The organism is Corynebacterium sp. MSK032 (assembly GCF_030232065.1).
Taxonomy (GTDB): domain Bacteria; phylum Actinomycetota; class Actinomycetes; order Mycobacteriales; family Mycobacteriaceae; genus Corynebacterium; species Corynebacterium jeikeium_D.
The window spans coordinates 201,682-215,282 of the sequence record NZ_JASPJR010000001.1 but is presented as its reverse complement, the minus strand read 5'-3'; the positions used below and the strand labels follow the sequence as shown (position 1 = coordinate 215,282).

Below are 13,601 nucleotides of genomic sequence, written 5' to 3'. Positions count from 1 at the left end.
GGGGCTTTTTGTGATTAATATGGATAATTAATTACCTTGCACCCTATCTAGGAAGGGCAGCCCCCATGATTCCCCTTCGCTCTAAAGTCACCACTGCCGGCCGTAATGCTGCAGGTGCGCGTTCCCTATGGCGCGCAACTGGCATGACCGATAGCGACTTCGGCAAGCCGATTATCGCAATTGCAAACTCTTACACTCAGTTCGTTCCGGGGCACGTGCACCTGAAGGACGTTGGCGACATCGTCGCAGAAGCTGTGACCGCAGCAGGCGGTGTCCCCCGTGAGTTCAACACCATTGCTGTCGATGACGGAATTGCGATGGGGCACGACGGCATGCTCTACTCGCTGCCGTCCCGTGAGATTATTGCTGACTCTGTGGAGTACATGGTCAACGCTCACACCGCTGACGCATTGGTCTGTATTTCCAACTGTGACAAGATCACGCCGGGCATGCTCAATGCGGCTCTGCGTCTGAATATCCCGGTGGTCTTCGTTTCCGGCGGGCCGATGGAATCGGGATCTTCGGTTGTTATCGATGGCGTCGTCAAGCCCGGCTCTGACCTCATCTCGGCTATTTCTGCATCCGCGAACGACAAGGTCGATGACAAGAATCTGCTCGACATCGAGCGCTCGGCGTGCCCGACCTGCGGATCGTGCTCGGGTATGTTCACCGCAAACTCGATGAACTGCCTGACCGAGGCCCTCGGCCTGTCCCTGCCGGGCAACGGTTCTACCTTGGCGACTCAGCAGGCCCGTCGCGATTTGTTCACCCGCGCCGGTGAACTGATTGTGGACTTGGCGAAGAGCTACTACCACGATGGTGACGAGTCCGTGCTGCCGCGCAACATCGCCAACCGCGATGCCTTTGTCAACGCAATGACGCTCGACGTTGCCATGGGCGGTTCCACCAACACCGTGCTGCACATTCTCGCTGCCGCACAGGAGGGCGAGATCGACTTCAATCTCTCTGACATCGACGCCATTTCCCGCCGCGTGCCTTGTCTGTCCAAGGTGGCACCGAACTCGGACTACTACATGGAGGACGTCCACCGCGCCGGCGGTATTCCAGCCATCCTCGGCGAACTGCGCCGCGCGGGCCTGCTGCAAATGAATGTCCGCTCCGTTCACTCCCCATCTCTGGAGGAACACCTGGACAACTGGGATATCCGCGGCGGCAAGGCCACTGACGAGGCGATTGAGCTGTTCCACGCAGCCCCTGGCGGTGTCCGCACCACCGAGCCGTTCTCCACGTCCAACCGCTGGGAGAGCCTAGATACGGACTCCGTAAATGGTTGCATTCGCGACTTCGACCACGCCTACACGAAGGAAGGCGGTCTGTGTGTCCTGCGCGGCAACATCGCCGAAGACGGTGCTGTCCTGAAGACCGCGGGTATCGGCGAGGATCAGTTCCACTTCGAAGGCACCGCTCGTGTCGTAGAGAGCCAGGAAGAGGCTGTCTCGGTCATCTTGAACCGCACCTTGCAGCCGGGCGAAGTTCTCTTTGTCATCTACGAGGGTCCTTCCGGTGGCCCGGGCATGCAGGAGATGCTGCACCCGACCGCATTCATCAAGGGCGCTGGCCTGGGTAAGGTCTGTGCACTGGTCACCGATGGTCGCTTCTCCGGCGGTTCCTCCGGACTGTCTATCGGCCACGTTTCCCCGGAGGCCGCTGCCGGCGGTGCAATCGGTCTCGTCCGCAACGGCGACCCGGTGTACATCGATGTCGCTGAACGACGCCTCGAGATTCAGGTGTCCGACGAGGAGCTGGCCGCTCGCCGCGATGAGGAGCTCAAGCGCGACAAGCCGTTTACTCCGCACAAGCCGCGTCCGCGCAAGGTGTCCAAGGCGCTACGCGCATACGCCAAGATGGCGTCCAGTGCGGATAAGGGCGCGGTCCGCATTGTCGACTAGCTAGATCAAATCCGCTTAAAGGCCTGTGCTTACCGCACGGGCCTTTGGCGTTTCTAGGGTAGCTTTGCGCCCAGTCTTCCGCGTGGGCTTCACCAAATCCCGGTACTCGACGTCAGCAATCCCCTCAGCGACGTCCTCGGTATGTGCATATTTGCCGCCCTCGGTAATGGCCGCCATTACATATCCGGGGCCAAAAACAACGGAAGAGTGCCACGAACGCCGGTTGGACCAGCCCATCTTCGCGCCTTCAGAACCGGGCAGGCCGGCAAGACCAAAATTCTGTCGATAGCCATCGGCAGCAATCGGCGACCAGTGTCGCATCGCCTCAAGCACCTCAGAATTAGGATGCTTCAGACGAAGCTGGGAAATAAAAGACACCACATCGTCCGCGGTGGTCCTCGATACTCCCCACTTTTCTCCGCCGGAGGTGTTGAACAGGCCGTACTCGGTCGCAACGGAATCGACTGATTCCGGGTACTTCCGGTAGAAGTCGGCTGCCAAATCGTCGTCGGAACGCGAAATCATCTTTTCGACGCGCTCGGCATCGTCGGCAGTGCCGTGTTCGAGCACATACTGACCGATATACAACTTAATCAGGGATAGCGCCGGCAGCGGGCGTTGCGATGCCTGGCTGCTGTACCCCACGCCCACCGGCTCGTAGCTCACCGCCATTTGCGTGCGTGGGTCAGTCTCAATCAACCCTTCGGCGTTGAGGTCCATGCGTGGCAGACTCACCTGATGTGTCGGCCAGACGCTTGCCGACGAGACGGAGACTGCAACCTCACTGTGCTCGTCGGCAGCAGCTGCCGACGGTGAGTGGATCGACGTTGTCGCGCCTATCGAAGACATGAAAAAGACCACCGCGAGGGTGGTCTTTAGTGCGTGTCTCGACTTTGGCATAGGGGGCATTGTACCCCGCCCCTAACCGAGAACCTAGTTTAGGCCGCTCGACTGTTTGTGTAGCTGCGAGCTGCCTTAGCCAACAAACGGCAGCGTGCTGGTCGTCAGCCACCACAGGCCAATTGCTGCAGCGATGGACAGAATTCCGAAGATCCAAGACGATGCCAGTGGGCGACGAGCCCAGCCGCGTCCGAAGTCGATACCAATGCGGCCCGGACCGGTGAACTGCAAGCCAAGTGCCATGGCGGTCATCAACAGTTGTAGCTGAAGGTTGCTGGAATCTTGGCCGACGATATTCACGCCATTGGCAGAGGTAGCCACATCAAACATGCTGAGGTAGGCGGACAATGCCAGCGCCAATGCTGCGGCCAGCGGTGTCGCAAGCCCTAAGATGAGCAGGGCACCCGCGATGAGCTGAACCGTTGGGATGGCAGTGGCCATCACAGGGCCGAGGGCGAAGTTGTTCTGGCTAAACTGTGTCTCCAGCGCAGTGGTGCCACCGGAGTTACCCCAGCCGAGCAGCGTTGTCAGGCCATGGACCAACAACAGCGCACCCAATCCAAGACGCAGCAGCAGAAGGCCGAAATCGGTGGTGCCGCGACGGTGCTCCGGTTCGTTGTCGTCGTAAAAGTCCGTGTCTTCATCGTCGTCAGCAGCGGCGGTAGTCGTAGCAGCAGTTGCCCCGGCGGCCCCTACGCCTGCTCCTGCAACACCAGCGGCACCAGCGGTATCGCGAGAGGCAGCCGGTTCAGCGAAATCCGATTCATCGAAATACTGAGTCTCAGCTGCGGAATTGCGTGCAGAGCCATAGGTTGACTCCGCCTCATCGTCGAATGCTGACTGTGCTTCCGACTTATTTGCGGCAGTTCCCGCTGCGGACGCGGCTGCCGCTTCAGAAGCCGAGAAGGCTTGCGTCGGCTGACTGAAATCCTCATCTGAATCGACGCGCTCGCTACGGGCCGGCTGCTCAAAGATTTCGGTCGCCTCCGACTCCGGGGCTACCTCCGACTCTTTATCGGCCTCGGGTGCCAATTCAGTTTCGACCTGTTCATCCTGTGGCGAAGGCTTACCGGCAGGGCTAATCACCTGAGGTGCCGTGCGGCCTGCAGCGGCGTAGGCGTCGTAGCGCTTCTTCGGGGCTTCCTGAACTTCAGGCTCCGGCTCGGGGCTCGGCTCGGTCACTGTTTCTGTTTCAGACTCGGTTTCCGCCTCGGCTTCAGCACCGCTATCGGTCTCGGCTTCCGGCGGCAGGTTTTCTTGGTCTACCTCCGCCTCCGACTCCTCCTCTACGCGCTTTTCCGGCACACCCGGAAAAATCTGCGTTGCGGTGTTGTCGCTGTCGTCACGGTTTGTTTCTTCGTTCATTGGCTCAGCGAGCTTGCGGTAGGTCGGGACGTCGAGATCGTCATCGAATCCGTCCTCCACATTCTCGAGGGCGCGGTCGTTCGGGTACTTCTCTGAGTCGCTCACATCGTCCACATTAAAACTACTGCCTCACTTTTGGTCGCAGGCGTGGCCGTGAAACGAGACTGTATTGTGTATGCCTATGGGATTCCACCTCGTCCACACCAGCAGTGCACAGGCTCGCGCTCGCGGGCGGCATCGTCGTGCTGCACTCGCTGCTGGTGTTGTCGGGATGGTCTCTCTTTCCGGCTGCATGAGTGCCTCGAGCGCGCTTGAGTTGCCGTTTACTGAAGACAAGTCAGAACCGACAGGCATTGCCATGCCGAAGTTTTCCTCCCCTGATTTGCCCTCTACCCCGGTCCCGACCACGGAAAGCAAAGCCAAAGACAAAGGTCCCTGCGACCTCGACGATGTCACTCTCGCGGCCTGCCTACCGCTTACCACCGCGCTAGCCTCAACCGGCCCTGGGGAGGCTCTCGTCGCCACCGACGACGGTGCGCTCACCGTTGTCGCACCGGGTAAGAGACCGCGTGAGGTCGCACGGCTCGGCGCCCCTGCAAAACAACTGCTGCCCAGTCCCTCGGTTGAAGAGGACCGTCAGGTCTTTGTTTTGCGTAACGACGACACCATTGCGCGCGTCACCCTCGTAGAGGGCGGCACCGCCGATGTGCGCGAACTTCCGGACCTCAGCGAGCCTGGCATTCTCGGAATCTATTTTGACCGAACTTCGGACACCCTGTCCCCGCGCAAATTGCTCGTGGGAGATCCAGGCATTGAGTTTCAGCAGTTCTGCCATGGTCCGGACGGAATGCCGCCGTTGGCAACCGCCATTCTCGACGGCACCCCACAGCTGGTTCAGCTCACCGGCCCTGTGATTAACCCCCTCGGCGGTGTGGACCTGAACGATTCCATCGGTGGATGCGCAGTGATGGGTGACCGCGTGGTCATTGCCATCCCAGACGCGCAGAAGGTCATCTCCATGCCGGTGGGTCCGAAGTCAAGTGGGCCCGACGCGGCGTGGGAGGTCAAGGGTTCCCCTGAAGTGCTTGTCGACGGCGACTTCGGCCACATCTCGTATGTAGCGGCTGTCGCAGCGAATCAGGGTATTGAAGTTTGGGGTGCCACGACCAACAAAACCGCCGGGGCACAACCGTCGGAGTCCGACGAACGCGTCGTCAGACTGCCGAGCGATGGTGCCGCCGGCGGTTCCCCGGATTAGCTTTCAGGGAGGCTAGCTCAGCTTCTTCGCAATCAGCTGGTTGACCTGAGCCGGGTCTGCCTTGCCACGGGTGGCCTTCATGACCTGCCCCACGATGGCACCGACGACCTTCTTGTTGCCAGCTCGGTACTTCTCGACGATGTCCGGGTTAGCAGCCAGTGCATCGTCGACGGCCTTCTCAATAGCACCGTCGTCGCGAACGACCTCCAGGCCACGGGCAGCAACGACCTCATCAACATCGCCCTCGCCTGCGAGCACGCCGTCGACGGCCTTACGGGCCAGCTTGTTGGTCAGCTTGCCCTCTTCAATCAGTGCAATCACACGTGCAACCTGTGCCGGGGTAATCGCGAGCTCAGCCAGCTCCACGCCTGCCTCGTTGGCCTTCTGTGCCAGGTAAGCGACCCACCAGGAACGAGCCTCAGCCGGGCCGGCACCAGCCTCAACGGTGTCGACAATCAGGTCGAGAGCGCCGGCGTTAACCAAGTCGCGCATTTCCTCGTCCTTCAGACCCCACTCTTCCTGAATACGGGCACGACGCACCCACGGCAGCTCCGGCAGAGTTGCGCGGATTTCCTCCACCCACTCACGCGGCGCAATCACAGGTGGCAGATCCGGGTCGTTGAAGTAGCGGTAATCCGACTGCGATTCCTTCGGGCGGCCCTTGGAGGTCGTGCCGTCGGTCTCCTGGTAGTGGCGGGTTTCCTGAACGATCTCCTCGCCATTAGTAATCGCAGCAGCCTGGCGCTGCATCTCGTAGCGAACAGCCTGTTCAACCGACTTCAGGGAGTTGATGTTCTTAGTCTCAGTACGAGTGCCGAACTCCTCCTGGCCGATTGGGCGCAGGGAAACGTTGGAGTCCACACGCATCGAGCCCTGGTCCATGCGGGCATCGGAGACACCGAGGGACTTCACCAGGTCACGCAGCGCAGAAACGTACGCACGAGCAACCTCTGGGGCACGCTCCCCTGCACCGAGAATTGGCTTAGTAACGATCTCAATCAGCGGAATACCTGCGCGGTTGCAGTCCACCAGCGAACGCGTGGCGCCGTGAATACGACCATCGGCACCGCCCAAGTGCGTCAGCTTGCCGGTGTCTTCTTCCATGTGAGCGCGCTCGATTTCGACACGGAACTCCGTGCCGTCGTCAAGCTGAACGTCAAGATATCCGTCGTAGGCGATTGGTTCGTCGTACTGCGAAATCTGGTAGTTCTTCGGCTGGTCCGGGTAGAAGTAGTTCTTGCGCGCGAAGCGGGAGGACTCAGCAATCTCGCAGTTCAGCGCCAGGCCAATCTTGATGGCCCACTCAACGCCCTGACGGTTAACCACAGGCAGCGCGCCAGGTAGGCCGAGGCTGCAGGGATCGACGTTGCTATTCGGCTCGGCACCAAAGTGCGCCGAGGAGGAGGAGAACATCTTGGTATTCGTCGAGAGCTCGACGTGAACCTCCATGCCCATTACCGGGTCAAAACGTTCGAGGACCTCATCAAAGTCCATCAAGTCATCAGCGTATGCAGCGGTCATGTTTGTAGAGTCTACTAGCGATGGCCCCGCACGCGTGCCCTAGGGTATAAGTCGTGCCCGGAGTTAACGAACACCCACCGATTCCACCGACGTCAGCACGCGATACGCCAACGTTTCGCGACGCCGCTGACCGCCACCGCGCAGGCGCTACTTTCGACAACGACCTGCAGGAAAGCGCCGACGGAGCCACGGGCTACCACCGCGTGCGCCCCGGATATCCTCCAACCGTCATCGAAGCGCTTACCCGTCTCGCACCGCACCCACAGGTAGTCGCCGATATCGGCGCCGGCACTGGGAAGCTCACCGCCTCGCTTGCCGACGTCTACCGCGATGCCACCCTGCTGGCACTCGATCCCTCCACCGCGATGCGGCAAGCACTGATGCACAATGTGCCAGCGGCGGAATGCCTGGAAGGCACTGCGGAGCGCACGGGACTGGAGCCCAACAGCGTCGATGTAGCAACATGTGCGCAGACATGGCACTGGGTGGACCCGACAGCTGCAGGTAAAGAACTCACTCGGGTGCTACGCGCGGATGGCGTGGCTATGTTGGTGTGGAACACCTTGGATGTTTCCGTACCGTGGGTGCATCGGCTCAGCCGCATAATGCACGCCGGCGACGTGTTGCGTCCCGGCTTCTACCCCGAGGTTGACCCGGAGCTGGAGCTAGTCGATGAGGTGCGTCTGGCCTGGGAGCAGACACTGACCATCGAGGACATCGTGCTGCTGGCACGAACCCGTTCCTATTGGCTTCGTTCCAAGCCCGCCACTCGCGCCAAGGTGGAGGCGAACTTGCATTGGTATCTCCACGAACACTTGGGGCACACATACGAAGAAGGCATCGCCCTTCCCTACCGGTGCGATGCCTTCTATTTTCAAGCTGCCTAAATATTCGAGCTGCCTAGTCGCGCTAGTTACTTTTCTTTCTTCGGCTTAGGGTGAGCCACGCGCTTGAATGCATTCTTAGTCTGTCCGGCAAGCTTCTTCGGCGCAGTGGCTGTGGCCTCGCCTGGGAAGGAGTCCCTCGCGGTCTCGCGAGGATTGTCATCATCGGAGGCTTCCTCGATTTCGGAAAGTTTCTCCAGGCGCTCATTATCCTTTTCTACGATGCGCTCGGCGTCATCCTCGGTGAATTCAACATTATCGTCGCTGACCAGTTCCTCGACGATGTCGTCGCGGACGCTCTCCTGAAGATCGACGTTGGAAATGTTGGAGTTGGCCAAAGCGCGGTCGAGCTTCTTCTGATCGGCGGTGGTGAACTTCTTGTTCGGATGCATCTTCCGGCGTGCGAGCTTCCGGATACGACCGCGGCGCTTCGACTCCTCCATCAGCTTGTTGCGTCCTGCCAGGTACGCACCGCACAGAATCACGATTAGGGCGATACCGACATAGCCTAGTGCCGGGTAAATGGAGCCAACCAGAGCCTTGAACCCAAAGAAACTTAGGCCAAAGCCAATCAGCACGGTCACGATGAATACCAGGCGGAAACGGTGCGGGGTATTGCGTGTTAGGCGGCGGCCCAGCGCGTAGAACATGCCAATGGCCGTGTTAAAAATCATGGCGTAGATGATGATTGCCATCACGGTACCCAGGACCGGGTGGATGTCATTGACGATTGCCAGGGTCGGCATATCTTCGTGGCCAACATCCTTGACCTTGAAGAAGAGGGCAAAGGTCACCAGCGTCAGCAGACCTGCATAGATGCTCCCGCCCATGAGACCACCGATGCCAGCTTCACGCGGATTCAGGTAGCTACCGCCGATGACAATCGACATCGATACGGCCACCATCACACAGAAACCGACATAGTTCAGGGCAGAAATAGACCAGTGTGGCAGCGATGTCGACAGTTCATTGGTGTACTGCGCGGCCTCCGACATCGACGTGTCGGTGGTGAACAAAGTGTAGATACCGGCTCCAAGCAGGAACACGATAATGAATGGAGTGATCATGCCAATCACGCGGCTGACCTTGTCGGCATCCAGCATGCCTACACCCAAAGTCAGGGCAACCATGATGACGGCGCCGATCCACACCTCAAGTCCGAACTGCTGGTTCAAGTTCGCACCGGCACCGGCGAACATGACGAAGCCGGTACAGAACAGCGTGATCATCACGGCGATATCCAAAATCTTCGAAACCCAACTGCGGGTGATTACGTCGAAGACCTCGGAGTGCTCATCAGCCTGCAAGTAGCTGGCAATTGACAGCACTGCCAGGCCACTGGCAATCATCACGACGGAGGCAAGTACCACGCCCCACAAGCCGTTAGTGCCAAATGCCACGAAGTACTGCATCATTTCCTGGCCGGATGCGAATCCGGCACCGACAGTTAGGCCGACAAAGGCCATCGCGATTGTTGTGGCTCTTTTCCACATAACGAGAAAATCCTAAATATAAGTCTATTTTTCAAAAACCGGAACCTTACAAAGCATACTGCCCGAGCTGGTGATTGATACACCAGCTCGGGCAGTAAGCCTATTTTGTTACGAAGATGTGCCTAAATGTTTAGCAACGCGTGCTTAACCGACGCGTTTAACCAAACAGCGCAGCAGCTGCGCGGTAACGGCCATCCGGCACAACCTTCAACTCAGCAACCGCATCGTCGATGTCGATACGCTCGATGTTCTCACCGTGCAGAGCGACGATCTTGCCGAAGTCCCCCTCGTGTACTGCTCGGGTGGCGTGGACACCGTAGCGGGTAGCAAGCACGCGGTCGTACGCAGTCGGCGTACCGCCACGCTGAATGTGACCCAGCACCGTGGTGCGAACGTCGTACCCGGTGCGCTTCTTAATCTCCGCACCAATAACCTGACCAATGCCGTTGAAGGTTTGGTGGCCGAACTGGTCGACACCGCCCTCTTCGTACTCCATGGTGCCCGGCTTCGGGGTGGCGCCCTCAGCGACGACGATAATGCCGTACTTCTCACCCATCTGGAAACGGCGCTCCATCGACTTCACAATCTCGTTGATGTCGAATGGCTTTTCCGGAATGACAATGTGGTGAGCACCGCCGGCCATACCCGCATGCAAAGCGATCCAGCCCACGTGTCGACCCATGACCTCAACAATCATGACGCGCTGGTGGGATTCCGCAGTGGTGTGCAGACGGTCAACCGCGTCGGTGGCAACAGCCACAGCCGTGTCGAAACCGAAGGTGTAGTCCGTACCGTTGACGTCATTATCAATAGTCTTCGGAACACCGACGACCGGCACCCCATTGTCCGAAAGCCACTTGCCGGCCTTCAGCGTACCTTCGCCACCGATTGGGATCAGGGCATCGATACCCGCATCAGAGAGATTTTCCTTGATGCGGTCGAGGTTAGACATGAGAATGTCCGGATGCACGCGGCCGGTGCCCAGCATCGTGCCGCCACGCAGCAGCATACGGTCAATCCGCTCATCGTCGTAAAGCTGGACCCTACGGTCTTCCATAAGACCAATCCAACCGTCCTCAAAACCGACGACGGTTGAGCCGTACTCGCTCGAGCTGGTACGGACAATTGCACGGATAACGGCATTCAGACCGGGACAATCTCCACCGGAGGTAAGGGTCGCAATTCGCATGATGCCCACCTTAGTCGCGTTAGTCAGTTCGTGCTTGACGGCCTTGGTCGAAACTACTTCTGCAGGTACTCCTGCCCTGGTAGCTCAGACGGTAGCTCCATCTTCGTCGTCACCTCCGACGCCGGCACAAGACCATATTCCTCGAGCGCCTTGCGCACGTACTCTGCGGCATCGACGTTCAGCGGAGACTCCGTCCACAATGCAATCGGCAGGTTAATAAAGCGGTTCTCCTTGACCGCCTCGAGATCCTTCGTTGCCGGATTCGTGCGCAAAACCTTGATTTTCTCTTCGAAGGTCTGACCTGGGTAGTCCACAAGCGCGATGAAGTCAGGATTCATCTCCGCGACATGCTCCCAGGAGGTCGTAGTCCAAGTGTCCTTAATCGACTCGGTCGCATTGATTGCACCGGCCTTTTCCAGGATGCCCTGCGGTGCGCCAAAGGAACCCGAGGTAAATGGTGCTTCACCGACAGAATCAAAGAGGAAGCCCACTGGCTTCTTATCTCCCTTTGGCGCGGCATCCAGGGCCTGCAGTCGGTTATCAATATCTGCAATAACCTTGTCGCCCTCACCGTCGTGTCCGGTCAAGGTAGCGATATTCTTCAAATCAATTTTGACAGCTTCCCACGGATCCACCAGACCACGAGTATGCCCCGGGTCGCCACTGCCTTCCTTGCCCGCCGAGGCTGCGTCACCAGTACGGCAAGATTCCGTCAGGGTGTAGGCACCGATACCGTGCTCGGAAAGCGATTCCGGGGTAATGCCCTTGTCTTCACTAAAGCCATAGCCCCAGCCCGTCAGCATCACATCCGGTTCGGCCGCAATGACCTGCTCCAGATTCGGGTATTCCTTCGCAACTTCTGGCTTCTGCGCAATTGCATCGCCATAAGCTGCGGTCAACACCGGCAGATGCGAGGCCATAGAGCTCACCGCTGTGATCTCATCCGCAGCACCGACAGCCAGCGCCAGCGAAGCAATATTGCCGTCATTAATCAGCAGCTTTTTAGCTACACCCGGGTAGCTGACTTCTTCACCGCAGTTGGTGAGGGTAAGGCCTGACGACGAGGCCTGCGTTCCCTCATCAGAGCCACAGGCGGCGGCTCCGAATGCCAGAGCAGCCACAGCGATACCAGCTGCTGAGGCACGAAGCGGACGTCGGAAAGCATGTGCGTTATTCAAGGGAGTACTCCTAGTTGATGGTGGCAGCATCCAGCTCGCTATCGATTGCGAGGTGGCGGCGGCCAGCGGGGGAATTGAGCTGACAGGATTCAACCTGAAAGATTTGGGCGACAAAGTCGCGGGTAAGCACTTCTGCGGGAATGCCGTCGGCCGCGATACCGCCGTCCGCGACCACGATGACGCGGTCGAAGTGGTTCATCACCAGATCCAAGTCGTGGATCGCGGCAATGACACACGCTCCGCTGGAGCGGGCCAGGCGGAGGACGGATTGTTGATGGCGCACGTCGAGGTGGTTAGTGGGCTCGTCGAGAAGCATGATTGGCGAGTCCTGGGCGATGGCACGCGCCAGACACACGCGACGACGTTGCCCACCCGAGAGTTGCCCACACAGGCGTTGCGCAACCGCTTCCAACCCCACGAGCTCCAGCGCACGGTCGACGTGGGAATTGTCCTCGGCGGTGTTGCCACCAAAAAGGCGCTGGTAGGGCAAGCGCCCCAGGGAGACAAAGTCGCGCACGCGCATTTCGGCGGGTGGAACCTCGTTTTGCGCGACGAAAGCCAAATCGCGGGCGCGGTGCTTCGAGCTGATTGAGCTCATCGATTTGCCGTTAATCTCGACCTCGCCCGTGGCCGGTTTCGTGATTCCACCGAGCGCACGCAGCAACGTGGATTTACCCGCGCCGTTAACACCAATGATGGCGGTCATGGGTTCTGCACCGAAGTTGAGGTTGACTCCGCTGACAATCGTGCGCCCAGCGATATCACAGCGCACATCTTTAGCGGCGAGTACAGATTTTTGTAGAGCGCTCATTTACTCGGCACCTCCGTAGCTGTAGTGCGAGCGGCTCATGAGGTAGAGGAAAAGTGGTGCGCCAACCAATCCCGTGACTACTCCCAGCGGCATTTCCTGGCTTCCACCCACTACGCGCGCGATGATGTCCACCCAGATGAGAAACAGTCCACCCATGAGTGCAGCAACCGGTAGGACAACGCGGTGCGTGGCCCCTACCAAGATGCGGGTCAAGTGTGGAATCACCAGGCCGACAAACCCGATGCCGCCAGAGACCGCAACGAGCGTGCCAACGAGGACAGCCTGGAGCACAAATACCTGTGTGCGTAGCCGAGAAACATCAATACCTACGGCCGCGGCGGTGCTCTCACCAGTTGCCAGCGCGTCCAGATGACGGGCTTTGACCAGGAAAAACAACAGTACTGCGATGAGGACAATGAGCGGGAACAGCGTCTTCAGCCATGTCGCACCGGCAACAGAGCCCAGCATCCAAAACATCACGGACTGCGCGGCCCTCGGGTCTGGCCCAGCGAAGACCATGAAGCTACTCAGCGCGGAAAACGCAGCGGAGAGCACAACGCCAGAGAGCACCAAGCGCAGCGGAGTCAGCCCACCGCCTGCAGTGGCGAAAGCACCGACTGCGAGGGTGGCCATGACTGCACCGAGGAGTGCGCCGAATGTCAGCGGCGCGATGGGGCTACCGGAGAAAGCACCAAAGATAATCACCGCGGTCGCACCGGCACCGGCGCCGGCGGAAATACCTAGCAGATATGGGTCTGCCAACGGGTTACGGACCAATGTCTGCATAGCCACACCGGAGACAGCTAGCCCCGCCCCTACAATCGCTGCGAGAATACCCCGGGGAGCGCGGAGATTCCAGACGATGGTGTCCGAACTGGCGGGCACAGATTCATCGAGCTCAGTACCGAAGATGTGATGCGAAATGACCTGTGTCGTGGTGGACCAGGTGATATCCGCCGAGCCGAAGACCACCGCAGCGACCAGACTGACGGCAATGGCTATGACAATGACCAGCCCATAGATCCAAGGCATAAATCGTGGTGGGTTTTTAATTCTGACTCTCTCCATGTTTGCGTTCCTGCGCATGCATGA

11 protein-coding genes are annotated in these 13,601 nt (G+C 59.2%); 3 read left to right on the top strand and 8 right to left on the bottom strand.

The features are described 5' to 3' along the window. The first annotated feature begins 65 nt into the window (after positions 1-65). Positions 66-1,910, top strand: a complete 1,845-nt coding sequence (gene ilvD / locus QP995_RS00940) for a dihydroxy-acid dehydratase (RefSeq protein ID WP_070546729.1) — start codon at positions 66-68, stop codon at positions 1,908-1,910. A 15-nt stretch (positions 1,911-1,925) separates the two neighbouring features. Here ilvD and QP995_RS00935 read toward each other — a convergent pair whose 3' ends face one another. Together QP995_RS00935 and QP995_RS00930 are read right to left on the bottom strand one after the other, a co-directional pair. Continuing rightward, positions 1,926-2,810: a hypothetical protein gene (locus tag QP995_RS00935; RefSeq protein ID WP_284852821.1), complete on the bottom strand. Its 885-nt coding sequence runs from the start codon at positions 2,808-2,810 to the stop codon at positions 1,926-1,928. A 75-nt stretch (positions 2,811-2,885) separates the two neighbouring features. Then, positions 2,886-4,280 carry a DoxX family membrane protein gene (locus QP995_RS00930; RefSeq protein ID WP_246822357.1) on the bottom strand — a complete coding sequence of 465 codons (1,395 nt, stop codon included), beginning with the start codon at positions 4,278-4,280 and terminating at the stop codon, positions 2,886-2,888. A 76-nt stretch (positions 4,281-4,356) separates the two neighbouring features. Here QP995_RS00930 and QP995_RS00925 point away from each other — a divergent pair, with 76 nt between their 5' ends. Further along, positions 4,357-5,433: a glucose dehydrogenase gene (locus QP995_RS00925; RefSeq protein ID WP_284852820.1), complete on the top strand. Its 1,077-nt coding sequence runs from the start codon at positions 4,357-4,359 to the stop codon at positions 5,431-5,433. 12 nt (positions 5,434-5,445) lie between these two features. On the opposite strand, the gene gatB is transcribed toward QP995_RS00925, so the two are convergent. After that, a complete protein-coding gene (gene gatB, locus QP995_RS00920) occupies positions 5,446-6,954 on the bottom strand; it encodes an Asp-tRNA(Asn)/Glu-tRNA(Gln) amidotransferase subunit GatB (RefSeq protein WP_016422487.1) in 1,509 nt (502 codons plus the stop codon). A 53-nt stretch (positions 6,955-7,007) separates the two neighbouring features. On the opposite strand from gatB, the gene QP995_RS00915 reads away from it, so the two are divergent. Beyond that, positions 7,008-7,841 carry a class I SAM-dependent methyltransferase gene (locus QP995_RS00915; protein ID WP_069358814.1) on the top strand — a complete coding sequence of 278 codons (834 nt, stop codon included), beginning with the start codon at positions 7,008-7,010 and terminating at the stop codon, positions 7,839-7,841. Positions 7,842-7,867: 26 nt separating this feature from the next. On the opposite strand, the gene QP995_RS00910 is transcribed toward QP995_RS00915, so the two are convergent. From QP995_RS00910 to QP995_RS00890, 5 genes are all read right to left on the bottom strand, one after another. Then, on the bottom strand, positions 7,868-9,331 hold the full coding sequence (locus QP995_RS00910) for a hypothetical protein (protein WP_069358815.1): 1,464 nt from the start codon (positions 9,329-9,331) through the stop codon (positions 7,868-7,870). 157 nt (positions 9,332-9,488) lie between these two features. Continuing rightward, positions 9,489-10,520 (bottom strand): ATP-dependent 6-phosphofructokinase, encoded by a 1,032-nt coding sequence (locus tag QP995_RS00905; protein WP_038628534.1) that lies wholly within the window; start codon positions 10,518-10,520, stop codon positions 9,489-9,491. A gap of 53 nt (positions 10,521-10,573) precedes the next feature. Next, positions 10,574-11,698: an ABC transporter substrate-binding protein gene (locus QP995_RS00900; protein ID WP_284852819.1), complete on the bottom strand. Its 1,125-nt coding sequence runs from the start codon at positions 11,696-11,698 to the stop codon at positions 10,574-10,576. Between the two features lie 10 nt (positions 11,699-11,708). Continuing rightward, entirely contained in the window at positions 11,709-12,509 is an 801-nt protein-coding gene (locus QP995_RS00895; RefSeq protein WP_284852818.1) for an ABC transporter ATP-binding protein, read from the bottom strand. Next, positions 12,510-13,577 carry a FecCD family ABC transporter permease gene (locus QP995_RS00890; RefSeq protein ID WP_080985638.1) on the bottom strand — a complete coding sequence of 356 codons (1,068 nt, stop codon included), beginning with the start codon at positions 13,575-13,577 and terminating at the stop codon, positions 12,510-12,512. It abuts the gene before it with no gap. Positions 13,578-13,601 lie beyond the last annotated feature (24 nt).